At 70.3% G+C, this 24,758-nt stretch carries 18 protein-coding genes; 11 read left to right on the top strand and 7 right to left on the bottom strand.

Features of this window, described 5'->3' with window-relative positions:
* Window positions 1–25: 25 nt before the first annotated feature.
* Genes pruA through IPK24_18055 form a run of 3 tightly spaced genes read left to right on the top strand, consistent with a single transcriptional unit; the run spans window position 26 to window position 2,375 of the window.
* Entirely contained in the window at window positions 26–1,654 is a 1,629-nt protein-coding gene (pruA, locus tag IPK24_18065; protein MBK8077416.1) for an L-glutamate gamma-semialdehyde dehydrogenase, read from the top strand.
* Window positions 1,655–1,704: 50 nt separating this feature from the next.
* Window positions 1,705–1,962: a ribbon-helix-helix protein, CopG family gene (locus IPK24_18060; protein MBK8077415.1), complete on the top strand. Its 258-nt coding sequence runs from the start codon at window positions 1,705–1,707 to the stop codon at window positions 1,960–1,962.
* On the top strand, window positions 1,959–2,375 hold the full coding sequence (locus IPK24_18055) for a type II toxin-antitoxin system VapC family toxin (protein ID MBK8077414.1): 417 nt from the start codon (window positions 1,959–1,961) through the stop codon (window positions 2,373–2,375). Before IPK24_18060 ends, IPK24_18055 begins: the two co-directional genes overlap by 4 nt.
* A 4-nt stretch (window positions 2,376–2,379) precedes the next feature.
* Here IPK24_18055 and IPK24_18050 read toward each other — a convergent pair whose 3' ends face one another.
* Window positions 2,380–2,883: a DUF2505 domain-containing protein gene (locus tag IPK24_18050; protein ID MBK8077413.1), complete on the bottom strand. Its 504-nt coding sequence runs from the start codon at window positions 2,881–2,883 to the stop codon at window positions 2,380–2,382.
* A 111-nt stretch (window positions 2,884–2,994) separates the two neighbouring features.
* Between IPK24_18050 and IPK24_18045 the strand changes: the two genes are divergently transcribed.
* Together IPK24_18045 and IPK24_18040 are read left to right on the top strand one after the other, a co-directional pair.
* Window positions 2,995–7,938 carry an NAD-glutamate dehydrogenase gene (locus IPK24_18045; GenBank protein MBK8077412.1) on the top strand — a complete coding sequence of 1,648 codons (4,944 nt, stop codon included), beginning with the start codon at window positions 2,995–2,997 and terminating at the stop codon, window positions 7,936–7,938.
* A complete protein-coding gene (locus tag IPK24_18040) occupies window positions 7,935–9,503 on the top strand; it encodes a histidine kinase N-terminal domain-containing protein (GenBank protein MBK8077411.1) in 1,569 nt (522 codons plus the stop codon). The genes IPK24_18045 and IPK24_18040 overlap by 4 nt, the downstream gene beginning before the upstream one ends.
* A 67-nt stretch (window positions 9,504–9,570) precedes the next feature.
* Here the strand turns inward: IPK24_18040 and IPK24_18035 are convergent, their stop codons facing one another.
* A complete protein-coding gene (locus IPK24_18035; protein MBK8077410.1) occupies window positions 9,571–9,819 on the bottom strand; it encodes a WhiB family transcriptional regulator in 249 nt (82 codons plus the stop codon).
* A gap of 569 nt (window positions 9,820–10,388) precedes the next feature.
* On the opposite strand from IPK24_18035, the gene IPK24_18030 reads away from it, so the two are divergent.
* Complete coding sequence (locus IPK24_18030; protein MBK8077409.1) at window positions 10,389–10,757, top strand: hypothetical protein; 369 nt, start codon at window positions 10,389–10,391, stop codon at window positions 10,755–10,757.
* A 21-nt stretch (window positions 10,758–10,778) separates the two neighbouring features.
* On the opposite strand, the gene IPK24_18025 is transcribed toward IPK24_18030, so the two are convergent.
* The 3 genes from IPK24_18025 to IPK24_18015 all read right to left on the bottom strand — a co-directional run bounded on the left by IPK24_18025 (window position 10,779) and on the right by IPK24_18015 (window position 15,793).
* Entirely contained in the window at window positions 10,779–11,537 is a 759-nt protein-coding gene (locus IPK24_18025; protein MBK8077408.1) for a SigB/SigF/SigG family RNA polymerase sigma factor, read from the bottom strand.
* A 32-nt stretch (window positions 11,538–11,569) separates the two neighbouring features.
* A complete protein-coding gene (locus IPK24_18020; GenBank protein MBK8077407.1) occupies window positions 11,570–11,977 on the bottom strand; it encodes a hypothetical protein in 408 nt (135 codons plus the stop codon).
* A 93-nt stretch (window positions 11,978–12,070) separates the two neighbouring features.
* On the bottom strand, window positions 12,071–15,793 hold the full coding sequence (locus tag IPK24_18015) for an AAA family ATPase (GenBank protein MBK8077406.1): 3,723 nt from the start codon (window positions 15,791–15,793) through the stop codon (window positions 12,071–12,073).
* Window positions 15,794–15,882: 89 nt separating this feature from the next.
* Between IPK24_18015 and IPK24_18010 the strand changes: the two genes are divergently transcribed.
* Complete coding sequence (locus IPK24_18010; GenBank protein ID MBK8077405.1) at window positions 15,883–18,498, top strand: DUF3516 domain-containing protein; 2,616 nt, start codon at window positions 15,883–15,885, stop codon at window positions 18,496–18,498.
* An 80-nt stretch (window positions 18,499–18,578) separates the two neighbouring features.
* Here the strand turns inward: IPK24_18010 and IPK24_18005 are convergent, their stop codons facing one another.
* Window positions 18,579–19,238, bottom strand: coding sequence for a PilZ domain-containing protein (locus IPK24_18005; protein ID MBK8077404.1), 660 nt, complete (start codon window positions 19,236–19,238; stop codon window positions 18,579–18,581).
* Window positions 19,239–19,609: 371 nt separating this feature from the next.
* Between IPK24_18005 and IPK24_18000 the strand changes: the two genes are divergently transcribed.
* On the top strand, window positions 19,610–20,638 hold the full coding sequence (locus IPK24_18000) for a hypothetical protein (protein ID MBK8077403.1): 1,029 nt from the start codon (window positions 19,610–19,612) through the stop codon (window positions 20,636–20,638).
* Between the two features lie 42 nt (window positions 20,639–20,680).
* The gene (prfB, locus tag IPK24_17995; protein MBK8077402.1) at window positions 20,681–21,799 is read left to right on the top strand and encodes a peptide chain release factor 2; all 1,119 of its coding nucleotides are present in this window, start codon (window positions 20,681–20,683) and stop codon (window positions 21,797–21,799) included.
* Between the two features lie 79 nt (window positions 21,800–21,878).
* Here the strand turns inward: prfB and IPK24_17990 are convergent, their stop codons facing one another.
* Window positions 21,879–22,787, bottom strand: a complete 909-nt coding sequence (locus tag IPK24_17990) for an RIO-like kinase (protein MBK8077401.1) — start codon at window positions 22,785–22,787, stop codon at window positions 21,879–21,881.
* Window positions 22,788–23,079: 292 nt separating this feature from the next.
* Here IPK24_17990 and ftsE point away from each other — a divergent pair, with 292 nt between their 5' ends.
* Together ftsE and IPK24_17980 are read left to right on the top strand one after the other, a co-directional pair.
* A complete protein-coding gene (ftsE, locus tag IPK24_17985) occupies window positions 23,080–23,766 on the top strand; it encodes a cell division ATP-binding protein FtsE (GenBank protein ID MBK8077400.1) in 687 nt (228 codons plus the stop codon).
* Complete coding sequence (locus IPK24_17980; GenBank protein ID MBK8077399.1) at window positions 23,763–24,680, top strand: ABC transporter permease; 918 nt, start codon at window positions 23,763–23,765, stop codon at window positions 24,678–24,680. The genes ftsE and IPK24_17980 overlap by 4 nt, the downstream gene beginning before the upstream one ends.
* Window positions 24,681–24,758: the final 78 nt, after the last annotated feature.

Raw genomic sequence — 24,758 nt, 5'->3', positions numbered from 1 at the left:
TGCGTGACCTCACCGAGGAGAACTCATGGACGCCGTGACCCGCGTTCCCGCCCCCGTCAACGAGCCCGTGCTGGACTACGCGCCGGGCTCCACCGAGCGGGCGGCAGCCGAGGCCGCGCTGAAGGACCTGGCCGCCACGCGGATCGACCTACCCATGGTGATCGGCGGCAAGCACGTCATGGGCGGCGGCCGCAAGGTGAACGTCGTCCAGCCGCACGCCCGCCGGCACGTGCTGGGCACCATGAAGATGGCCACCCAGAACGACGCCGCCGCGGCGATCGAGGCGGCCCGCGCCGCCGCCCCGGGGTGGCGCGCGCTCTCGTTCGACGACCGGGCCGCGGTGTTCCTCAAGGCGGCCGAGCTGCTCTCGGGGCCGTGGCGCCAGGTACTCAACGCGGCCACCATGCTGGGCCAGAGCAAGACGGTGTACCAGGCCGAGATCGACGCGGCCTGCGAGCTGATCGACTTCTGGCGGTTCAACGTCCACTTCGCGCAGCAGGTGCTCGACGAGCAGCCGATCGCGCACAGCAAGGGCATCTGGAACCGCACCGACTCGCGCCCGCTCGAGGGCTTCGTCTACGCCATCACGCCGTTCAACTTCACGGCGATCGGCGGCAACCTGCCGACCGCGCCGGCGTTGATGGGAAACACCGTGCTCTGGAAGCCGGCCCACACCCAGATGTTCGCCGCGCACTTCACCATGGCGATCCTCGAGGCCGCCGGCCTGCCGCCCGGCGTGATCAACCTCGTGACCGGAGACGGCCGGGCGGTCTCCGAGGTCGCATTGAACCACCGCGACCTGGCCGGCATCCACTTCACCGGTTCGACCCCGACGTTCCGGCTGTTGTGGCGCACCGTGGCCGAGAACCTCGACCGCTACCGCACGTACCCGCGCCTGGTCGGTGAGACCGGTGGCAAGGATTTCATCGTCGCCCACCCGAGCGCCGATCTCGACGTGTTGCGCACCGCCATGGTGCGGGGGGCCTTCGAGTACCAGGGCCAGAAGTGCTCGGCGGCCTCGCGTGCCTACGTGCCGCGTTCGCTGTGGAAGCGGCTGCGCGACGACCTGGCCGACACCGTGAACGGCCTGACCATGGGGCCGGTCACCGACCTGGGCAACTTCATGGGTGCGGTGATCGACGACAAGGCGTTCGCCGTCCACGCCGCGGCCATCGACCGGGCGCACGCGACGTCCGGGGTGACGGTGATCGCCGGGGGCCGCTACGACGACTCCGAGGGGTGGTTCGTGCGGCCCACGGTGACCGAGGTGGCCGACCCGACCGACGAGATGCTCACCACCGAGTACTTCGGCCCGATCCTGGCGGTGCACGTCTACCCGGACGGTCGCTACGACCGGATGCTGGCCCAGATGGAGTCGGTCGCCGAGTACGCGCTCACCGGTTCGATCATCGCCCAGGACCGGACGGCGATCGCGCAGGCCACCGAGACGCTGCGGTTCGCGGCCGGCAACTTCTACATCAACGACAAGCCGACCGGCGCCGTCGTGGGTCAGCAGCCGTTCGGCGGGGCCCGCGCCTCGGGTACCAATGACAAGGCGGGCGCCGCGCAGAACCTGCTGCGCTGGACCTCGACTCGCTCGATCAAGGAGACCTTCAACCCGCCGACGTCTCATGCCTACCCCCACATGGGCTGAGTAGGGTTGCCGTCCCGACCTACACATGGTTGTGTATGTGTATGTCGGTGATGGAGCGACGGCTCCAGCTGCTGCTCGATCAGGAGCGGTACGCGAGGGTCGAGGCCGAGGCCAAGCGATCGGGGCGAAGCGTGTCTGCGGTGATCAGGGCGGCGATCGACGTCTACTTCGAACCGGGCGCCTCGGCCCGTCAGGAGGCCGCCGCCCGGTTCCTGGCCTTCACCGAGAGTGCGGACGGCCCCGAGCCGGACTGGGCCGAGACCAAGAGGCTGCTCGAGTCCAACCCGAAGCTGGACGCCATTCGGTGAAGCACCTCTTCCTCGATACGGCGACCCTGCTCTACGCCACGGGTACGGATCATCCGCTGCGTCGACCGTGCCGTGACCTGCTCGCGGGTGCGGCGGCAGGCGAGCTCGAGCTCCACGTGAGTGTCGAGGCCGTCCAGGAGTACCTGTTCCATCGGATGCGCCGGGGTGACCGGCCCCGTGCCGTCGCCGAGGCCTTGCAGATCATGGAGGTGTGTCGCGTGCACGCTTTCGACGTGGCTGTCGCGCGCCGTGCGATCGACCTGGTGGCGACGTCGCCGTTGCGAGGCCGGGACGCCGTCCACGCGGCGACGGCCCTGACCGTGGGGTTCGAGACCATCGTGTCCCCGGACACTGACTTCGATCACGCCCCCGGACTGCTGCGCACTCCACCCCAGGACGCGCTCGGGCCGTGACGGGTCAGGCTCGCTCGGTCAGCCAGGCCCGTCCGGTGCGCTCCTCGACCCGGATGGCCCCCTTGATCGCCGGCTCGGCTGCCTTCTCGATCTTGCTGCCGATCAGTGGCACCGAGGCCCTGAGGTCGCCCTCGACCCGGTGCACCACGTCAGCGCCGTCCCGGCCGAGCCACAACGTCCCGGTCAGCCGCACCGGGGCGCCGAGGATCTCGACCACCACCTCGCCCGACCTCACGCCGTCCGGCCCCTCGGGCTGCCAGTCGTCGTGCTCACTCACCCGCACGGTGCCCCCGACGAAGCGTCGGACGAACTCGGGCACCGAGTCGCTGGGCAGGGTGCGCTCGGTGCTGATCCGGGCGCCGCCGTCCTCGAAGGTCGCCACGTCGACCTCGTAGGCCAGCGACCCGGCGGCGGCGCACTTGCGCTCCTGGAAAGCCCGATCGGTGAGCATGGTGAACACGGCGGCGGGATCGCTGTCCGGGTAGCGGATCTCGGCTGTCAGGCGCATGGTCGCGACTCTATAGCCGACGCTCACGAAGCTTCGTTCGCTTGCCGGGGACAGATGGGTAGAGTCGGCGCTGGCCGGGGGCAACGGTGCCCCCACCATGGAGGCGGAAGCATGACGGCCCACGCGGTGGCGCTGCAGGAGAACGAGCGGGCATCGATCATCGACCGGGCGGTCGAGGCCGCCGAGCGGCAGGGATCCCGAGAGTCTCAGCACGATCTGGTCACCTACCTGACGCGGTACTACCGGTACATGCCGGTGGAGGAGATGCGCTCTCGCGAGCCGGTGGATCTCGCCGGCGCGGCGCTGTCGCATCGGCAGGCAGCCGCCACGCGGCCGCAGGGCACGGCGATCGTGCGCACGTTCACCCCGACGGTCGAACACCACGGGTGGTCGGCCGGACACACGGTGATCGAGATCATCACCGACGACATGCCGTTCCTGGTCGACTCGGTGATCAGCGAGCTCAACCGGCTCGGGTGCGGCATCCATCTGATCGTGCACCCGCAGCTCGTGGTCCGCCGCACGGTGACCGGCGAGCTGATCGAGGTGCTCGACCTGGGGCCGGGCGAGTGGCACTCCGGCGATCACCCCCACGACAGCATGGTCGAGTCCTGGACCCACGTCGAGATCGACCGGCAGACCCTGCCCTCACGCCAAGAGGAGATCACCCGGGAACTGCGCCGGGTGCTCGAGGACGTCCGGGTGGCGGTCGAGGACTGGCCGATGATGATGACCCGGGTCAGCGGGATCATCACCGACCTGGCGGTCGACCCGCCGGTGGGGATCGACCAGAAGGAGGTGGCCGAGGCCCGCACCCTGTTGGCCTGGCTCGCCGAGGGCAACTTCACCTTCCTCGGCTACCGCGAGTACCGCCTGGCCGATGCCCACGAAGGGCAGGACGACGTGCTGGTCGCCGAGACCGGCACCGGTCTGGGCATCCTGCGTCACGACTCGACCACGAGCTCGGGCTACGACCGGCTGAGCGTCGCGGCCCGCGCCCGGGCCCGGGAGAAGACCCTGCTCGTCGTCACCAAGGCCAACTCGCGGGCCACGGTGCACCGCTCGGTCTATCTGGACTACATCGGCGTCAAGACCTTCGACGCCGCCGGTGAGGTGGTCGGCGAACGCCGGTTCCTCGGGTTGTTCGCCTCGAGTGCCTACACCGACAGCGTGCGGCGCATCCCGCTGGTCAACCGCAAGGTGGCCGAGGTGCTCGAACGCTCGGGCTTCGCCGAGGAGACCCACTCCGGCAAGGACCTGCTGCAGATCCTCGAGACCTATCCGCGCGACGAGCTGTTCGACATCTCCGTGGACGACCTGGGCACCATCTCGCGCGCCGTGATGGACATGCAGCAGCGCCGGCGGACCCGGTTGTTCCTGCGCAAGGACGTCTACGGCCGCTACATCTCCTGCCTGGTCTACCTGCCCCGTGATCGCTACACCACCAAGGTCCGACTCAAGATCGCCGAGGTGCTGACCACGGCGTTCCAGGCCAGCTCGGTCGACTTCACGGCCCGGGTCAGCGAGTCGGCGCTGGCCCGGCTGCACTTCGTCGTCCGCGTCGATCCCGGGGTCACCCTGCCGGACGTCGATGCCGCCGACCTCGAGGACAAGCTGGTCGAGGCCACCCGAGCCTGGGACGAGGACTTCGCCGACGCCCTGCAGTCCGAGACCGGTGAGGAGGAGGCCGCCAAGCTCCAGCGTGCCTGGAGTCAGGCCTTCCCCGAGGCCTACAAGGAGGACTTCGACGCCCGGGTCGCGGTGAGCGACCTGCGTCGGCTGGAGCAGCTGGCAGCCCAGGCCAACGCCGGCCCGGACGTCGAGGCGGCCCGTGCCAGGGCGCTGTCCATGAACCTGTACCAGCCGGTCGGCTGCGCCGGTGACGAGCGCCGGTTCAAGCTCTACCGGCTGGCGCCGCTGTCGCTGACCGAGGTGTTGCCGTACCTGTCCAACCTCGGCGTCGAGGTGGTCGACGAGCGGCCCTACGTCCTCGAGATGACCGGCCACGATCAGCGGGGCTACGTCTACGACTTCGGGCTGCGGTACGGCGGGGCGGTACCCGACCCGACGATCTCGCGGGATCTGTTCTGCGAGGCCTTCACGGCGGCCTGGGCCGGCCGGGCCGAGAGCGACGGCTTCGACCGGCTGGTACTCCTGGCCGGGTTGGGCTGGCGGGCCGTCGTGGTGATGCGGGCCTACGCCAAGTACCTGCGCCAGACCGGGACGACGTTCAGTCAGGACTACATCGAGCGGTGCCTGCGGGTGAACGTGCCCATCACGGTCACGCTGGTGGAGCTGTTCCGGGCACGCTTCGATCCCGACGCCTACCCCGAGGACGCCGCAGGCCACGCGGCTCGGCTCGCCGAGGGTGAGCGGCTGACCGCCAAGCTCACCGCTCTGCTGGACGGCGTGGCCAGCCTCGACCACGACCGCATCCTGCGGGCCATGCTCGGTTTGATCCGGGCCACGTTGCGGACCAACGCGTATCAGCACGATGCCACCGGCGGGTTCAAGGACTACGTCTCGTTCAAGTTCGACCCGAGCGCGGTGCCCGACCTGCCCGCGCCGCGGCCGGCATTCGAGATCTTCGTCTACTCCCCGAAGGTCGAGGGCGTACACCTGCGCTTCGGCAAGGTGGCCCGCGGCGGCCTGCGCTGGAGCGATCGTCCGGAGGACTTCCGCACCGAGATCCTGGGCCTGGTCAAGGCCCAGACGGTCAAGAACGCGGTGATCGTGCCCACCGGGGCCAAGGGCGGTTTCGTCGGCAAGCTGTTGCCCGACGCCGCCGTCGACCGGGAGGCCTGGCTGGCGGCCGGGATCGACTGCTACCGCACGTTCATCAGCGGGCTGCTCGACCTGACCGACAACCTGGCGGGCGGTGGCGTCGTGGCGCCCTCGCGCGTCGTCCGGCACGACGAGGACGACACCTACCTGGTGGTCGCCGCCGACAAGGGCACCGCGACGTTCTCCGACATCGCCAACGGGCTCGCCGCCGAGTACGGGTTCTGGTTGGGCGACGCCTTCGCCTCCGGCGGTTCGGTCGGCTACGACCACAAGGCGATGGGTATCACCGCCAAGGGTGCCTGGGAGAGCGTCAAGCGGCACTTCCGCGAGATGGGCCGCAACGTGCAGAGCGAGGAGTTCACCGTCGTCGGCATCGGCGACATGAGCGGCGACGTCTTCGGCAACGGCATGCTGCTCTCGCCGCACATCCGTCTGGTGGCCGCCTTCGACCACCGGCACGTCTTCCTCGACCCCGATCCGGACGCCGCGACCTCCTTCGCCGAGCGCACCCGGATGTTCGCCCTGCCGCGCTCGTCCTGGGCGGACTACGACGCCTCGCTGATCTCTGCCGGTGGCGGGGTCTACCCGCGCAGCGCGAAGTCGATCACGATCACCCCGCAGGTGGCCGAGCGACTCTCCCTGCCCGCCGGGGTGGAGTCGATGACCCCGGCCGAGCTGATCACGGCGATCCTCGAGGCGCCGGTCGATCTGCTCTGGAACGGGGGCATCGGCACCTACGTCAAGGCCGCCGGTCAGACTCACGCCGAGGTCGGCGACAAGGCCAACGACGCCATCCGGGTCAACGGGGCACAGCTGCGCTGCCGCGTGGTGGGCGAGGGCGGCAACCTCGGACTGACCCAGCTCGGCCGGGTGGAGGCGGCCCAGCACGGGGTGCGGATCAACACCGATGCGATCGACAACTCGGCCGGTGTGGACTGCTCCGACCACGAGGTCAACATCAAGATCCTGCTCGACCGCATCGTGGCCGCCGGTGACCTCACCGGCAAGCAGCGCAATCAACTGCTGGCCGAGATGACCGACGACGTCGGTCGGATGGTGCTGCGCGACAACTACGAGCAGAACGTGCTGCTGGGTAACGCCCGCAAGCAGTCCCACGGCATGCTCGGGGTACACCAGCGGTTCATGCGCTCACTCGAGACCCGGGGGTTGCTCAACCGCGAGCTCGAGTTCCTGCCCGACGACGCCGCGCTGGCGGTGCGGGCCGATTCCGGCGAGGGCCTGACCTCACCGGAGTTCTCGGTGCTGGTGGCCTACGCCAAGATCACCCTGACCGAGGACCTGATGGCCTCGGACCTGCTCGACGACCCGTGGTTCGAGGGCACGTTGCGCGACTACTTCCCGGGGCAACTGGTCTCGCGGTACGCCGCGAACCTGGCCGACCACCCGCTGCGGCGCGAGCTCATCACCACGTGCCTGGTCAACGAGATGGTCAACCGGGGCGGGATCACCTTCGCGTTCCGGTCCGAGGAAGAGACCGGGGCCGCCCCGCAACAGGTGGCACGGGCCTACACCGTCTGCCGGGAGATCTTCGGGCTGCGTGACTTCGTGGCCTCGGTGGAGGCGCTCGACAACCAGGTCTCGACCGAGGCCCAGACCGCGCTCTACCTGGCGTTCCGGCGGTTGCTCGACCGCGCCGTCCGGTGGTTCCTGCAGACCCGACCGGGTGTCATCGACGTCGGCGCAGAGATCGCCCGGTTCGCGCCGGTCGTCGCCGAGCTGGGCCCGAGAATGCCCGAGCTGGCCGTGGGGTCGGAGGCCGAACAACTGCAGGCGGACGCCGCCCAGTTCGTGCGGATGGGGATCCCGCAGGACCTGGCGGTGCAAGGTGCCGCGCTGCTGAACGAGTTCCAGTTGCTGGACATCACCGAGATCTCGACCCAGGTCGATGCCACGCCGGCCGAGGTGGCGCCGGTCTACACGGCGTTGTCCGACCGCTATGCCGTCGATGCCATGCTCACCCGGATCAGCCAGCTGCCCCGGGCCGATCGCTGGCAGGCCCTGGCCCGGGCGGCGCTGCGCTACGACCTCTACGCGGCGCTGGAGTCGCTGACGGTCGCGGTGCTCACCGCCTCACCGAATGCCCCGATGCCGCCGCACGAGCGGATCGCCGCCTGGGAGCGGGCGAACACCGCTGCCGTCGGGCGGGCGACGAACACCTTGGAGGAGGTGCGGCGGTTGGAGAAGGGCGACCTGGCATCGTTGTCGGTGGCGTTGCGGACCTTGCGTGGCGTCGTCCGGAGTACCGGATGAGCGAAACGGGGTCGATCGCGGTGCCGACGTTCCAGGAGTTGTTGCGCGCCACCGGTGATCTGGCCCCGCCGGACGTCGACTGGTTGCACCTGCTGGTCGGCGACTGGCAGCTGCTGTCGGACCTGTCCTTCGCCGACCTGGTGCTCTGGGTGCCGATGCAGTCCGGTCCGGACGCCGGCCGTTGGCTCGCCGTCGCGCAGTGCCGGCCGAGCACCGGGCCGACGTCGTTTCACGACGACCGCGTCGGCAAGATCGTCACGCGCACCGCGAATGCGTTGGTCGAGAACGCCTGGCAGACCGGGCGTCCGGCGCGCGATCGCGATCCGCAGTGGCTGGACGACGTGCCGGTGCGGCAGGAGGCCGTGCCGGTCGTGGCCCGCGGTCGCCGGCTCGCGGTGATGTCGCGCCACACCAACCTCGGCTCCTCGCGTACTCCCAGCCGGCTGGAACTGACCTACCTGCAATGTGCCGACGACCTGGTGCGGATGATCTCGGCGGGGGACTTCCCCTCCCTGGGCGCTCCGAGTGGGCCGCGCCGAGGGGCACCGCGCGTGGGTGACGGCCTGATCCGGCTGGACTCCGAGGGCCGGGTCGCCTACGCCAGTCCGAACGCCGTGTCGGCGCTGCACCGGCTCGGGTACGTCGGGGTGCTGGTCGACCGCTCCCTGGCCGAGGTGGTCACCCCGTTGCTGGACAGCACGGGGCCGGTGGACGAGTCACTGCCCTTGGTGCTCTCGGGTCGGGCGCCGTGGCGCAGCGACATCGAGACCCGGGGGGCGGCGTTGTCGATGCGGGCGATCCCGCTGACGGTCGCGGGGGAGCGGACGGCGGCGCTGGTGCTGGTGCGCGACGTCTCCGAACTGCGTCGTCGTGAACGGGAGTTGGTCAGCAAGGACGCGACCATCCGCGAGGTGCACCACCGGGTCAAGAACAACCTGCAGACCGTGGCGGCGCTGTTGCGGTTGCAGGCGCGGCGGTTGTCCTCACCGGACGGCAAGGCGGCACTGACCGAGGCGATGCGCCGGGTGAGCACCATCGCCATGGTGCACGAGACGCTGTCGACCGGCCTGGGCGAGACCGTCGACTTCGATCAGGTGGTCGACCGCACCGTGGCCCTGGCCGTCGAGTTGGCCGGCGCCGGTGGTGGGGTCTCGGTGCGCCGTGAGGGCAACTTCGGTGAGTTGGAGGCCGCCAACGCCACGCCGCTGGCCCTGGTGCTCACCGAACTGGTGACCAACGCGGTCGAGCACGGCCTGGCTCCCGGAGGGGGTGGCCAGGTGCGGATCATCGCCTTGCGCGAGGGGACCGCCGTGCGGGCCGTGGTCCGTGATGACGGATGCGGTCTGCCCGAGGGGTTCCGGCCGGGGCAGGACGGTCTGGGGACCCAGATCGTGCAGGCCCTGGTGGGCGGTGAGATGCGGGGCACCATCACCTGGAACAGCCCGAAGACCGGCGGCACCGAGGTGGTCGTCGATGTGACCGTGTCCAATCGGCCGATGACCGGGCGGGCCGGCACGGGCCGAACCGCTCCACGCGCAACAGAACGCCCCGGTCTTCGGCCGTGAGGCCGAGCCCGGGGCGTTCCGGTCGAGTAGGTGATACGGACAGGAGGTCGGATGCGTGGTACGCAGGTCACCCTGCGCGGCGAGCCCGAGCATTGCGTCGCTTGAGTGCGCGACGTTCATCCTCGGACAGACCGCCCCACACCCCGGCGTCCTGGCCCGTGTCGAGGGCCCAGCGAAGACAGGTGTCGAGCACGTCGCAGCGCCGGCACACCGCCTTTGCTTCTTCGATCTGCAGCAGTGCCGGCCCCGTGTTCCCGATCGGGAAGAACAGCTCGGGGTCCTCATCGAGGCATACTGCGCGATGCCGCCAGTCCATGAGGTGGTTCTCTCCTTCGCCCCGAGGGGCACTCGTAGTCGTGTCGGCGACCGGGGGGAATCCGGACGGAAGGGATCAATCCCTGCCGAAGGTGTGTGTGGGAATCGATGATTCCAGAGAGCAGTCCTGCGTGCCCCTGCTTTCGATAACGCTCAGCCTCACACGCTTGTGCCCGGCTTCACAAGGTTTCTGCACGTCAACAGACTCCTATGAAACCGTTATTGTTACCCAAGGTCACCTGTGTTCGTGTCCCTACTAACAGTAATAGTCGCTGGTGAGCACGACATCAACCATTCGGACCATTCGCTCCGGCAACCAACAGTGACCTTCAACTCACGTCAAGGGTCACCGTCCGTGATCGCAGTCCACTGATGGGTGCTCTTCACGGTGTGTACGGGTTCGATGCGTAGAGCAATGACGCTGTCAGGTGGCCGCCGGCATCCGTACGGCCACGCGGTGACGTCGAGCCGGGCGTCGTGCAGTGACCGTGGAGTGACGCGTGGAGTGACCCGTGGAGTGACCCGTGGAGTGACGCGTGCAGTGACGCGTGCAGTGAGATGCTGACGCTCATGCTTGCGCGTGTCGTGGCGGTCGCCGTCCTGATCGAAGCGGCGCTGGTCGGTGGCTTCGGGGTCTATCTCGCGGTGTCGAGCGTCACCAGTCAGGCCACCGAACTGCCCGCTGCCATCGTCATGGCCGTGTTCTTTCTCGTGGTGGCAGCCGCTTTGGTGGTCCTGGCACGAGCTCTGGTGGCCGGGCGGCGCTGGGCCCGCTCACCGATCCTGCTCTGGCAGGTGCTGCTCGGAGCCGTTGCCGCCGAGGCCTTGAGCATCCACCGACTGGTCGAGGTGGGCGTGTTGGCGCTGTGTCTGATCGCCGGCCTCGGGGTGCTGGCCCTGGTGCGTGACGGTGGCGAGCCGACGGCCTCCGATCACTGAGTCGTTCGGCTCACCACGGGCTCACGACAGGTCTTGCGGATTCAGCGAGCGACGCAGGGTGGCGAGGCTGCGGGCGATCAACCGGGAGACGTGCATCTGCGACAGGCCCACCTCGGCGGCGATCTGCGACTGCGACAGGTTACGGACGAAGCGCAGCACCAGGATCCGCCGTTCACGGGCCGGCAGGCCGGCCAGGAGTGGGCGCAGGGTGGCGCGCACCTCGACCGTGTCGTAGTCCTCTTCCACCATCGGTAGATCGAGCTCGACGCCCTCGGCCGAGGTGGGCATCGGCACGGTGGCGTAGACGGCGGCGGTCTCGAGCGCATCGAGCACCAGGTCGGGCTCGATGTCCAGGTGGGTGGCCAGCTCCTGGACCGTGGGCGAACGCCCCAGTCGCTGAGTGAGGACCTCACGGGCCTCACTGACTCGGCGGGCCAGGTCCTGCAACCGACGAGGCACGCGCAGCGCCCAGCCCCGGTCACGGAAGTGTCGTCGGATCTCGCCGAGAATCGTCGGGACGGCGAAGGCCGTGAAACTGCCGCGCTCGGGGTCGAACCGGTCGACGGCGTTCAGCAGGCCGATCGTGCCCACCTGCACCAGGTCGTCATAGGGCTCCCCGCGCCCGGTGAACCGGCGGGCCAGGTGATGCACCAGCGGCAGGTTCGCCTCGATCGCGGCATGACGGGCCGCAGGGCGAAACGGGTGGTCGAGCGGCACCTGAGCCAGGCGCAGCACCGTCTCCTCGGCCGATCCGGCGGGGGCGCTCGCAACCGCCGGCATGTCGCCGGCCAGCCGGCTGGAGCGACCTGCCACTACGCCCTCCGACCTCCGATGTGCGTCAACTGAATCCAGCTGCCGGACGGCGCCGAGCCGGTCTCGACCTCGCCCACCAGCGCCTTCAGCACCGACCAGGCGAAATTACCCCCCTCGGGCAGGACTCGTGCGGGACCGGACACGCGAACATGCAGTGAACGAGGTGAGACGGTGAAGATCGCATGCAGCTCCTCGCCGGGCTCGACCCGGTCGGACAGCAGCAGGACGCAGGCCTCGTCGACAGCGATGCGCATGTCCTCGATCTCGTCGAGGGTCAGGTCCAGCCGGGCGGCCAAGCCGGCGGTGGCGGTCCGGATCACTGCGAGATAGGCAGGATCTGCCGGCACTCGTAGGTCGACCGTGTCAGCCACGGTCGTGGTCCCGCCGTGAGTGGCCATCATCGTCATCGATCAGCCTTCCCCGTTCGTACCCGCGTGCCGTCGTCCGATCGGATGATCGCCGTATGGACATGCGACGTTACACCCTGTGGTCATTGTCCCTCATGCGAGCACGCTGCGGCCAGTCGCGGGACGCGCAACCTGAATCCGGGTGACGCGGCCGCGGACGGCCAGGATGCCCCGTCCGGCGGGCAGGGCAGCACACCCCCGCACGGCAGCGCCGACCGCCGCACCGTCGGCGCGGACCCGTGGGCCGAGCAGGACGCCGCACCGCGCCGTCCGTAGCTCGGCCAGGGCGCCGCGCAGGGCCATCGCGACCTCGGCCGCGGTGCCGGCCGCGACCACCTGCAGGGCGACCCGCGGCGGCTGACCGGTGGGCGGGGCGGCCGTCAGCAGGTGGTGGTGGGCCAGGTCCTCCAGGCCCGCCACGGCGTTCCACCCCGTGTCCAGCAGCAGGGTGGCCTCGCCCCCGGCGAGCTCGCGACGGATCACCTCGGTGAGCTCGCGGCGTCCGGTCACCGCGGTGACGCCGGCGGGTAGCGGCTGGTCCGACGGGGTGGGGGCGGCATAGATCACCTGCCGGCCCATGCCGAGGAGCATCGCCGCCAGGGTGGTCAGGGTGGTCGACCGGCCCGATCCCGGCGGTCCGCAGATCAGGGCGCCCGGGGCGTCCAGGGGAAGGCCGACCGGGGTGGCGTCGTCGCCGCCGAGGCCGAGTGGCACCACGCCGGTGGCCCCGAGCGTGACCCGCCCTGGATGGGCCAGGAGTGTTGTCAGGGTCAGCTGCTCGGGGAGTGGTTCCAGTCGCCCCGCCCGCGCTGCGCCGCCCTCATCCGTTGGGAGGCAACGGGATTCATCGGGCACCTCGGGTGGACTCGGCAGGGCCACCTGCACCTCGACCGCCTCGCCGTGGCGGATCAGCAGACCCCGCCCGGGGACGGCGCGCGGTGAGGCGGCACGGATGCCGGCGAGCACGGTGATGCCGGGGTCGGCGCTGGGCAGCAGCAGCCGGTCGGTGACCAGCGAGGCGATCGTGCCGGTCAGCAGCGCCCGCCCGCCCGTGATCGCCACCTGGAGTCCGGTGGCCGCACCCTGTCGGGCCAGCCGGAGCAGATCGTCCAGCAGCCGGCCGGAATCGACCGTGGCCCAGGACTGGGCGAGGTGGTCCCAATCGTCGATCAGCAGCACGGTGGGTTCGGCCGGCGACCGTTGACCGATGAGCTCCAGCAGCCGCGCCGCCCGGTCGGTGTCCTGGGCGTCCACCACCGTGCCGATCCTCGACCGCCCCGCCGGAGCGTGCGTCAGGTCGGCCCACCCGCCGCCGGCGTCGAGTACGTGGACCTGCAGCCCCCCGGCCCGAGGTGACCGGGCCACGGCGGCGGCCACGGTGCGCAGGGTCGTGGTGCGGCCCGAGCCCGGCCCACCGACGATGGCCAGGTGGCCGCGGGTGCCGTCCCAGGCCACGGGTTCCCGCCGCTGACGCGTCGGCAGGTCCGCCATCGCATAGGGCAGCCCCGACGGCGGGGGAGCCCCCTCGGTCGCCACGAGGTCTGCGAGGTCCGCGAGGGTCAGTCGTTCCGGCAACTCGGGCAGCCAGGGCGGTGGTGGCACGGTGCTGCCGAGAAGCCGGGCGCAGGCCTGTACGGCGGCCACCTGGCGGCGGCGATCATCGGCGGTCAGCCAGGCCAGCTGCACCTCGACCAGCTCGTCCGCGCCGTGGCGCACCAGCGCCCGGCCGGGGGTCCGGGTGGCCAGTCGGGCGGCGTCCGGGGCATCGATCACGTCCTGGGAGTCGGCGCGCTCGCGCACGCGAAGCGCCACCCGCAGAGCGGTATTGGCCCGGATCTCACCGTTGACCACCCCGGCCGGACGTTGCGTGGCGAGCACCAGGTGCACCCCGAGGCCACGGCCCACACCGGCCACCCGCACCAGGGCGGCCAAGAGGTCGGGCTGTTCCTCGGCGAGCACCCGGAACTCGTCGACCACGATCAGCAGCCGGGGCGAGGGCGGCGCCCCCGCGACCGACACGCGTTCTCGGCGCCGCAGTTCGGCGAACAGCGAGCTGATCGCCCGACGGGACGTCGCGGCGTCCAGGTCGGTGACGACCCCGGCCACGTGGGGCAGGCAGGCGAGCGCGCCGAAGGTGGCTCCTCCCTTGTAGTCCACCAGCAGGAAGCTGACCTGCTCGGGTGGGTGGAGGGTGGCGAGCGCGGTGACCCACGCGAGCAGCGCCTCGGACTTGCCGGCGCCGGTGGTGCCGGCCATCAGGGTGTGCGGGCCGTCGGCCACCAGACAGGGTGACCACACGCTGTTCCGGGTGCGTCCGACCGGTGCTGCCAGTCGGGCCGGCGGGCCGGGTCGGGCAGCGGCCGCGAGCCAGGCCGTGGCGATCTCGGCCGGGTCACGGGGGATCAGGTCGAGCAACCGCACCTGATCCGGAATCCGTTGCTGCTCCAGGAGTTCGGGGGTCCCGTCGCGCAGCTCGCTCAGGGCGTCGGCGAGCTGGTCGGCCCACTCGGCGTCGGGGAGATCGGCGAGCACCTGCTGCGGCGGGCTGCCGGCCCGACGCAGCCACGACGGTTCGCCGGGGACCTCGGCCAGCTCGACCGCGGCGACACAACCGCGCGGCAGGTCCTGCGTCCGGTCGGCCAGGACGATCACGTGATCCCCCTCGGGCAGGGGAGTGGGCAGAGCTTCCCCCGCGCCGAGCAGCCGCACGATGATCGGCGGGCAGCGGTCCCCGGCGGCGTGGGGCAGCCGGCGCAGCCAGGCCCAATCCGGCGTCCCGGGGTGGCAGCGCAGAGCGACCTCGACCGGTGAGCACAGCGTCGCCAGTTGGCCGAACAGGTTGCGTGCCAAGGCCTCTCGCGATCCGCGAGGTCCGCAGAGGCCGATCACCCGGGCCTGGGTCAGGTCGACGATGACGGGTACCTCGGTCAGCGCCGGGGCTCGGCAGGCGCCGGCGGACCGGACCGTGATCCCGGACGGCACGTCGCCGAGGCCGATTCGCACCTGGAGCAGGTCGGTGTGGTCGAGGCCGCGTTCCCACAACCGTGCCGCCGGCCCCTCGGCGAGCTGGGCCAGGTGGGCCGGATCCGGGTATCGGTGATGGCGCGAGACTGCCTGGTGGCCAAGGGCTTCGGCGACCTGATCGGCGACCGCCCGGCAGGCGTCGCGATGCCGGGACAGGGTGGTGCGGTGCTCACGGGCGCGTGAGCGCCGATCGAGACGGTGTTGGGCGAGCAGGGCCAGCGGCCCGATCACGGCGAAGGTGAGCATCAGGGGTTGGTGCCAGACCAGGGCGATCGGCACCAGGGCGATGGTGGTGACCAGGGCAGCCGCCCAGGGCAGCCGCCCGGCCGTGGGTTCGGCCGGCGCGGTGGGCTCGGTGACCTCCAACGTGCCGGACGCCGCGTCGTCCGGCAGCCGGGGTGCCCGGTGCACGACGCGGTGGCCGGCGGCGTCCGTGGTGATCGCCGCGACCGGCTCGGTGCCGGAGCGCAGCGCGAGTCGTGACCCGCCGACCGCGAGCACGGCAGCCGGTGACCAGGTCTGCGGCTGGGCGCCGACGACCCGAGGTGGCGCGCCCGGGCCGATCAGCCGGGTGCCGTTGGCCGAGCCGAGGTCGCGCACCGACAGCGGCGGGGTCAGGGTGAGCTCGGCATGGCGGCGCGAGACCCCGGGATCGTCCAGGCGCAGCAGGCACGTCGGGTCGCGCCCGATCAGCGCGACGTCCGGCTCGGCGGCTCGGGGCAGCGGCGTGCGGCGCCCGGCCCCTGTGCCCGCCACGACGTGCACCTGCCACTGTTCCGCCGGGGAGGTCACGCCCGGCAGTCTGCGGCTCGGCGGGCACAGCTCGCAGCGCACCTGTGGACAACCATGCCTTGCTGTGGAAAAGCCTGTGGGTAATCCGGATGCGGCACGATGAACCGGTGCCGTCCCCCGCGTCCGTCCCCCTGACCGCTCACACCGTTCACGCCGCATCGCTGCCCGACCTGCTCGCCGGTCTCGACCCGACCTCACCCGACGAGGTCTTCGAGGCCTTCGCGGGCTGGGTGAGCGAGCTCGGACTGACCCTCTACCCGGCCCAGGAAGAGGCACTCATCGAGCTGGTCAGCGGCTCGAACGTGATCCTCGCGACGCCCACCGGGTCGGGCAAGTCCCTGGTGGCCCTCGGTGCCCACGCGGCAGCGCTGGCCGCCGGACGCCGCTCGGTCTACACCGCCCCCATCAAGGCGCTGGTCTCGGAGAAGTTCTTCGCGTTGTGTGAGGCCTTCGGCGCCGAGCGGGTCGGCATGCTCACCGGGGACGCCGCGGTCAACGCCGACGCCCCGATCATCTGCTGCACCGCCGAGGTACTGGCCAACCAGGCGTTGCGCGAGGGGGCTCGCGCCGATGTCGGGGTGGTGATCATGGACGAGTTCCACTTCTACGCCGAGCCCGATCGCGGCTGGGCCTGGCAGGTGCCGATCGTCGAGCTGCCGCGGGCGCAGTTCCTGCTGATGTCGGCCACGCTCGGCGATGTGTCGTTCTTTCGCGACGACCTGACCCGGCGCACCGGGCGGTCCACCGCGGTGATCGACTCCGGCGAGCGACCGGTGCCGCTGACCTTCGAATACGCCGTCACGCCGGTGCACGAGACGATCGAGGAGTTGCTGACCACCGACCGTGCCCCGGTGTACGTCGTCCACTTCACCCAGGCCGCCGCGCTCGAGCGCGCCCAGGCATTGACCAGCATCGCCGTGGCGAGCCGCGCCGTCCGGGACCAGATCGGCCGCGAGATCGCCGGGTTCCGCTTCGCGGCGGGCTTCGGCCACACCCTGAACCGGTTGGTGCGCCACGGGATCGGGGTGCACCACGCGGGCATGTTGCCGCGATACCGGCGCCTGGTCGAGCAGCTCGCGCAGGCCGGGTTGCTGCGCGTCATCTGCGGCACCGACACCCTCGGGGTGGGCATCAACGTGCCGATCCGCACCGTGCTGCTCACCGGGTTGGTGAAGTTCGACGGCCGCCGGATGCGCCAGCTGAGCGCGCGCGAGTTCCACCAGATCGCCGGTCGCGCCGGGCGGGCCGGGTTCGACACCGCGGGCACGGTCGTCGTGCAGGCGCCCGATCACGAGGTCGAGAACGAGCGGTTGCTGGCCCGGGCGGGCGACGACGAGCGCAAGAAGAAGCGCATCGTGCGCAAGAAGGCGCCGCCCGGGCAGGTTTCCTGGACCCGCGCCACCTTCGAGCGGTTGGAGTCCGCCTCGCCCGAGACCCTCGGCTCGTCCTTTGCCGTGACCCACGCCATGATGCTCAATCTGTTGGCTCGCCCGGGTGATCCCGTGGCCGCCGCCCGGCATCTGCTGGAGGACAATCACGAGCCGCGTGCGGCGCAGATCCGCCACGTGATCTCGGCGGTGGCGATCTACCGGGCGCTGGTCACGGCCGGGGTGGTCGAGCGGCTCGACCCGCCGGACGCCGGGGGGCGCCACGTGCGCCTGACCGTCGATCTGCAGGGCGACTTCGCCCTGAACCAGCCGTTGTCGCCGTTCGCGCTGGCTGCTCTGGATGTGCTGGACCCGGATTCACCGACGTTCGCCCTGGACGCGGTCTCGGTGATCGAGTCGACCCTCGAGAACCCGCGCCAGGTGTTGCTGGCCCAGCGCCACCTGGCGCGCGGCGAGGCGGTGGCGCAGATGAAGGCCGACGGCATCGAGTACGAGGAGCGCATGGAGCTGCTCGAGTCGGTGACCCACCCCGAGCCGCTGGCCGAGCTGCTGCGCGCCACCTACGAGATCTACCGCGGTGGTCACCCGTGGGTGGCCGATCACGAGCTGGCGCCCAAATCGGTGGTGCGCGACATGTACGAGCGGGCGATGTCGTTCAGCGAGTACGTCCGGTTCTACAACCTGGCCCGCGCCGAGGGGTCGGTGCTGCGCTACCTGGCCGATGCGTATCGGGCGTTGCGCCAGACGGTCCCCGAGCCGATGCGCACCGAGGAACTCACTGACCTGACCGAGTGGCTGGGTGAGTTGGTGCGCCAAACCGACTCCAGCCTGCTGGAGGAATGGCAGGCGCTGCTCGAGCCGAGCGAAGCACCGGCCGGTGCGGTGCGTCGTCCGGGGCGCGACGACGAGCCGCCGCCCCTGACGGCGAACCTGCGTGCCTTCCGGGTTCTGGTGCGCAACGCGATGTTCCGCCGGGTCGAGCTGGCCGCGCGCGGCCGGTGGGAGGAGCTGGCCGAACTGGACGGCGCCGCCGGCTGGGACCTGGACGCCTGGGCCGACGCGATCGAGGACTACGAGGACGTGCACGGTGAGCTGAGCACGGGTGCCGACGCCCGCGGGCCGCACCTGCTCGTCGTGCGTGAGGTCGTGGACAGCGGAGGCAGCGGGAGCAGGGTGTGGTCGGTGCGCCAGATCTTCGACGATCCGGACGGCGATCACGACTGGGGGATCACCGCCGAGGTCGACCTGGACGCCAGCGACGAGGCCGGCGCCGCGGTGATCACGGTGACCGGGGTGGGCGAACTACCCCTCGTCTGACCGCCCCCACCCACCCGCCCCTCCTCGGTGATCATGCAATCCGTGCACGTTTCGTGCACGGATTGCATGATCACCGAGGGTCAGCGGTGGCGCGAGTGCCAGGCGAGCACTTCACGCTCGAGCCGGTCGCGGTCGCCGTCCGCGATCCTGATGAAGTGCAGCGCCGCCTCGCCGCGTCCCTCGTCGACCCGCACCACCTCGCTGGACAGCCGCAGGTTCTCGCCGCGGCTGTCGGTGACCACGGACTCGAGCAGGTCGCCGGGCTGTAGTGAGTGACCCTCGGGCAGACGGACCCGACACCCGGTGGCGGACAGGTCGAGGGTCTGGGTGCCCCGGGCCGGGCCGTCCGTGCTCAACAGCAGGATCGGGCGCACCAGGCGGGCGCGCACGGCCTGCCGTCGGGCCTCGACCGCCAATCCGGTGACACCGATCAGTTCGATCTCGTCGGGCCGTCCGCCCACCGGCTGGGCCAGACCTCGGACGACGATCAGCGCCTCGGGTGCGCGCAGTCGGACCCAGACCTGGGTGCCGAGCAGTTCGGTGACCGACCCGAGGTTGATCCGCACCCGGATGGTCACCACGATGCCGCCGCCGGGCGACCACACCGTCACCTCCCCGGCGACCGGTTCGATCCCGTCGACCGGCACGATGACCGCCGGTGCCCCGATCCTCGGCGCGGGCATCGACCCCGGGAGCAGGGCGTGGGTTGAGTCCAGGTCATGGCTGACCAGCGGTGCCACGGACGTCCTCCAGAGGATGGGAATCACTAACAGTACATTGTTAATTGCTCAGAGTATTCTTGTCGCATCGAAACGTGGCTGGGCATCGACTCGTCCCCCGCTTGTCGAGCGATCGGCCGAATGGCCGATCCATCTCTCGGGTGTTCGACGGATCACCCTCGGGGCTTTGGACGATATTCGTCACAGCTCGGCGGTAATCGGGGCGAATCGGTGGGCTTGAACTCGAGTCATCACTACGATCCGTGATCTCAGAACTCCTAGGAGTGCTGACGTCGGTGGTCTTCCGGCCATCGACGTACGAGCAAGCAACAGGTGTGGGAGCAGCAGGCACGACTCTCGGGGTACGGCCCACGCCGAGGATGGGATCGACGATGACCCCTGTGGTGCCCTCCGCGCGGGCGGGCGACCGACATGGCCAGTTCTCACGGGCAGGGACGAGCACGACGGTGGCCCTGCGGGCGCCGGCGCTCGACCTGGCCCTGCGACCCGAGTCACCGCCGCCCTCGCCCGACCACCTCCTGCCCAACCTGCTGCTCGCCGGCGTGACCCATGCCGGGGCCAGCGCCCTGGGCCGCTCGCTGGGCCGCCACCCCGACGTCAAGCTGCCCGTGGTGCAGCGACTCGACCACTACAGCCCGCTGCGCTTCGGTCAACCGATCCAGGCGACCCTGGCCGACTACGACCGGCACTTCGCCACCTGGCGTGGGCAGCGCTACCGGCTGGAGCGCTCGCCGGTGTACTTCGACGGCGGCCAGGAACTGGTGGACGCCGTCGCCCGGGACCTGCCCGAGGTCCGGGTCCTGATCCTGTTGCGTGACCCGGTGCAACGGTTGTGGACCAGTTATCAGGACAAGGTCGCCCGGGGCCGGCTACCCGGCGCGATGACGTACGAGACCTACGTCGAACATTGTCTGGCGCTGCGGGTCAACGAAGCCGACCGGTTCGAGGGCAACCGCTACTTCCGCACCCTGTCCTCCGGCCTCTACGTCGACCACCTCGATCGGTGGCTGACCGCCTTCGGTGACCGGGTGCGGGTGGTCTTCGCCGAGGACCTGGACCGCACACCGCGGGCGGCCATGGCCGGGATGTTCACCTGGCTCGGCCTGGATCCGGACACCGCCCGTCCGCGGGAGCGCGGCGCCAGCGCCGTCGGGCTGGACGGTCGCGAACCGTCGTGGCTGCAGAGTTTCGGTTCGGACGACGGCCGCCGTCGCCGTCCGAGTCTGGCCGGCACCGCGGATCTGGTGCGCCGGGTTGCCCGGGGCCGGTTGCCGCGCCAGGCCGACCGGCTGCGGGGGCGGTTGGATCAGTTCTACGCGGGGTCGAATCGGCGGTTGGCCGACCGGTTGCGCGAGGCCGGGTACACCGACCTGCCGGGCTGGCTCGACACGGTGGCGTGATCCGAGGCCACACCGAGCGCGCCGACCCCGTACGTTTGCGGTGTGTCCGTCGACTTCCCCGCCGCCCTGCGTGACCTGCGTACGACCCTGAACTCGATCCTCGAGGTCAGCGACCTCGACGGGTTGCGCGCCCGCATCGCCGACCTGAACGAGCAGGCCGCCGCCCCCGATCTGTGGGACGACCCCGAGAAGGCCCAGCAGGTGACCAGTTCGCTGTCACACCTGCAGGCCGAGCTCGACCGGTTGACCCGGATGACCTCGCGGGTGGACGACCTCGAGGTGCTGGTGCAGATGGCCGAGGAAGCTGGTGACGGGGGCGAGGCCGCCGACGCTTTCGCCGAGGCGGAGGCCGAACTGGTCGAGGTGACCAAGGCGCTCGGCGAGCTCGAGGTGCGCACCCTGCTGTCGGGGGAGTACGACAACCGCGAGGCGCTGATCACGATCCGCTCCGAGGCCGGTGGCGTCGATGCCGCGGACTTCGCCGAGATGCTGATGCGGATGTACCTGCGCTGGGCGGAGCGGCACGGCCACAAGACCGAGGTCTATGACACCTCCTACGCCGAGGAGGCCGGCATCAAGTCGGCCACCTTCAAGGTCTCCGCGCCCTACGCCTACGGCACCCTGTCGGTCGAGCAGGGCACCCACCGGCTGGTGCGGATCAGTCCGTTCGACAACCAGGGACGCCGCCAGACCTCCTTCGCGGGGGTCGAGGTGCTGCCCGTGGTGGCCGAGACCGACCACATCGAGATCCCGGAGAACGACATCCGGATCGACGTCTACCGCTCCTCGGGTCCTGGTGGGCAGAGCGTCAACACCACCGACTCCGCCGTCCGGCTCACTCACCTGCCGACCGGTGTCGTGGTGACCTGCCAGAACGAGAAGAGCCAGCTGCAGAACAAGGCCGCCGCGATGCGGGTGTTGCAGGCCAAGCTGCTCGAGCGCGCCCGGCAGGAACGTCAGGCCGAGCTCGACTCGCTCAAGGGCGACGGTGGCTCGAGCTGGGGCAACCAGATGCGCTCGTACGTGCTGCACCCGTACCAGATGGTCAAGGACCTGCGCACCGAGTACGAGGTCGGCAACCCGACCGCGGTGTTCGACGGCGACATCGACGAGTTCCTGGAGTCGGGCATCCGCTGGCGCCGCACCAGCGAGCAGAACTGACCCCCGTGATCATGCAATCCGTGCACGAAACGTGCACGGATTGCATGATCACGGGGGTGGGCGTCGGTGGGGGGCGCAGTCAGTGGAGGCCGGCGTCGGCCAGGAGGTCGGCGGTGAGCCGGTCGAGGTCGCACACCTCCTCGGGGAGGCCGCGACCGAGGAACCACGCGGCGACGTTCGCGACGTCCCGGGCGAGGTAGTCGGCGCCTCGAGGGTTGGCCACCACGTCGACCGCCTGGGGCAGGTCGATGAGGACCAGCGATCCCCGGTGCACCAACACGTTGTAGGCCGACAGGTCGCCGTGGGCCAGGCCCTCGAGGGCCAGCGTGCCCAGCGCACCGAGCATCTGGTGCCACAGGTCGAGCAGCTCGGCCGGTTCGGGGCGCAGCTGGGCCAGTCGGGGCGCCGCGGTGCCGTCGTCGTCCCCGATGAACTCCATCATCAGTTCGCGGTCGCGCAGCTGCACCGGGTAGGGCACCAGGGCGCGCGCCGTCCCGGGCTGGCCGTTGGTGAGCTGCCACAGGTGAGCCAGGACGCCGAACTCGGCCGCCGCCCACTGCGCCGCGATCAGTTCGCGGCCGAAGTCCGTGCGCCGGGCCATGGCGCGTGTCTCGCGGGAGCGGCGCACGCGGCGTCCCTCGAGGTAGGAGGCGTCACGGTGGAACAGGCGGTGCTCGGCGGTGCGATAGCGCTTGGCGGCCAGCAGGACGCTGCGCTCGCTCGCGTCGTCCGGGGTCTCGGTGCGCTCGACCAGGAAGACGTCGGCTTCCTTGCCGGTCTTGAGGATGCCGCGTTCGGTGTCCACCGCGCCGAGCGCGGTGATCACCCAGTCGGGGAAGGGTTCCGGCCCGTGTTGAGCGGCACCCCAGCTGGACCAGCTGGGTTCGTCGTACGGGTCGGGGTGGCAGGGGTCATCGGTCGGGCGGGGACGGGTCAACGCGAACTCCGGTGAGAGCGGGAACGGGACGGTGGGTGGCGACCTCGGCAGCGACGGTCATCACGTTCTCCTCTCCTCGGGTGTGACGTCTCAGCCTGGACCCGGTCGGCCCGCGGTGGCAACGGATTTCCCGCAGGACGAGGCGGTGTCCGCGGGCGCGGCGAGTTATCGGACGCCGGGGGGGCGTGTCTAGACTCCTGAGCACGATGTACCCCTGACCGCGGTGTGCCCATCGGCGCATCGGAATGGACCGTCGACCGAGGACGCCCAGCCTGTGATCCGTTTCGAGAATGTCACCAAGATCTACGACAGCGCCTCGGCGCTGTCCGGCGGGTCGCGGGCCATGCGGGCCAGCGCTCGCCGTCGGGGCGGGGGCCAGGCGCAGCACACCGCCCTGGACGACGTCAGCCTCGAGGTGGCCAAGGGCGAGTTCGTCTTCCTGGTGGGTTCCTCGGGGTCGGGCAAGTCGACCTTCCTGCGTCTGGTGCTGCGCGAGGAGCGCGCCACCAAGGGCCTGGTGCACGTGGCCGGCAAGGACGTCGCACGTCTGGCCAGCTGGAAGGTCCCGACGCTGCGGCGTCAGATCGGCGTGGTGTTCCAGGACTTCCGCCTGCTGCCCAACAAGACCGTGTTCGAGAACGTCGCCTTCGCGCTGCAGGTGATCGGCAAGCCGCGTCACGCCATCGCCCACACCGTGCCCGAGGTGCTCGACCTGGTCGGGCTGGGTGGCAAGGAACAGCGCTTCCCGCACGAGCTGTCCGGTGGTGAGCAGCAGCGGGTGGCGATCGCGCGGGCCTTCGTCAACCGGCCCTCGATCCTGTTGGCCGACGAACCGACGGGCAACCTCGACCCCACCACCAGCGTCGGCATCATGCGGTTGCTCGACCGGATCAATCGCACCGGCACCACGATCGTGATGGCCACCCACGACGACGAGATCGTCGACCAGATGCGCAAGCGGGTGTGCGAGCTGGACGCCGGCAAGCTGGTTCGTGACCAGGACCGTGGCGTCTACGGGTACGCGCGATGAGATTTCAGTTCATCCTCAGCGAGATCGGGATCGGTCTGCGTCGCAACCTCACCATGACCCTGTCGCTGATCCTGGTGACCACGGTGTCGCTGCTGCTGTTCGGGGTGGGGGTGCTCACCCAGAAGCAGGTCGGTCTGATGAAGAACTACTGGGACGACCGGGTCCAGGTCTCGATCTTCCTGTGCACCAAGGACTCCGACAAGACCACCTGCGCCAGCGGTGAGGTGACCCAGGCCCAGCGCGACCAGATCCGGGCCGAGCTGTCCTCGGCGCAGCTGGCGCCCTACGTCGATGCGGTGTTCTACGAGTCCAAGCAGGAGGCCTACACCCGGTTCAAGGAGCAGTACAAGGACTCCGTCCTCTCGGACAACCTGACCGCCGACCAGATGCCGGAGTCGTTCCGGGTCAAGTTGAAGGATCCCAAGAAGTACGCGGTGGTCTCGCAGGCGTTCCGCGACCTGCCCGGCGTGGACGACGTCGAGGATCAGAACCGCGTGATCGACAAGTTGTTCGCCCTGTTCGGTGGCTTGAAGTGGTCGGCCTGGGCGGTGGCCGCGCTCACGTTGCTGTCGAGTGTGCTGCTGGTGGCCACCACGATCCGCTTGACCGCCTTCACGCGACGGCGTGAGACCTCGATCATGCGCCTGGTCGGGGCGTCGAACCTCGTCATCCAGCTGCCGTTCGTGTTGGAGAGCCTGATCGCCGCCATGGCGGGGGCGTTGGCCGCCTCGGTGATCCTGGCGTTGTTCACCCGGATCGCCATCCAAGGCTGGCTCGCCGAGCAGGTGAAGTTCATCAACAGCTGGGTCGGGGTGAGCGACGCCTTGTGGGTGGCGCCCTGGCTGTTCCTGATCGGAATGCTGATCGCGGGCGTGTCGTCCTTCCTCTCCCTGCGTCGATACCTCAAGGTGTAGACACCTCGACCTCTAGTCGAGGTTGAGGTGTCGTTCCACCGGGGGGTGGTGCGTGCCTGTGGTGGACTCGGGAGCAGG

Source organism: Kineosporiaceae bacterium (assembly GCA_016713225.1).
In the GTDB taxonomy this organism is placed as follows: domain Bacteria; phylum Actinomycetota; class Actinomycetes; order Actinomycetales; family Kineosporiaceae; genus JADJPO01.
The sequence above is the reverse complement of the archived record's forward strand: the minus strand, read 5'-3'. Positions and strand labels throughout refer to the sequence as shown.

Bases quoted from the DNA above. Each gene is read 5' to 3' on its own strand.
- IPK24_18040 (MBK8077411.1), top strand. From the start codon at position 7,935: ATGAGCGAAACGGGGTCGATCGCGGTGCCGACGTTCCAGGAGTTGTTG.
- IPK24_17980 (MBK8077399.1), top strand. From the start codon at position 23,763: ATGAGATTTCAGTTCATCCTCAGCGAGATCGGGATCGGTCTGCGTCGC.
- IPK24_18035 (MBK8077410.1), bottom strand. From the start codon at position 9,819: ATGGACTGGCGGCATCGCGCAGTATGCCTCGATGAGGACCCCGAGCTG.
- IPK24_18045 (MBK8077412.1), top strand. From the start codon at position 2,995: ATGACGGCCCACGCGGTGGCGCTGCAGGAGAACGAGCGGGCATCGATC.
- IPK24_18000 (MBK8077403.1), top strand. From the start codon at position 19,610: ATGACCCCTGTGGTGCCCTCCGCGCGGGCGGGCGACCGACATGGCCAG.
- pruA (MBK8077416.1), top strand. From the start codon at position 26: ATGGACGCCGTGACCCGCGTTCCCGCCCCCGTCAACGAGCCCGTGCTG.
- IPK24_18060 (MBK8077415.1), top strand. From the start codon at position 1,705: ATGGAGCGACGGCTCCAGCTGCTGCTCGATCAGGAGCGGTACGCGAGG.
- IPK24_18030 (MBK8077409.1), top strand. From the start codon at position 10,389: ATGCTTGCGCGTGTCGTGGCGGTCGCCGTCCTGATCGAAGCGGCGCTG.
- IPK24_18050 (MBK8077413.1), bottom strand. From the start codon at position 2,883: ATGCGCCTGACAGCCGAGATCCGCTACCCGGACAGCGATCCCGCCGCC.
- ftsE (MBK8077400.1), top strand. From the start codon at position 23,080: ATGCGGGCCAGCGCTCGCCGTCGGGGCGGGGGCCAGGCGCAGCACACC.
- IPK24_18025 (MBK8077408.1), bottom strand. From the start codon at position 11,537: ATGCCGGCGGTTGCGAGCGCCCCCGCCGGATCGGCCGAGGAGACGGTG.
- IPK24_18010 (MBK8077405.1), top strand. From the start codon at position 15,883: ATGCGGCACGATGAACCGGTGCCGTCCCCCGCGTCCGTCCCCCTGACC.
- IPK24_18020 (MBK8077407.1), bottom strand. From the start codon at position 11,977: ATGACGATGATGGCCACTCACGGCGGGACCACGACCGTGGCTGACACG.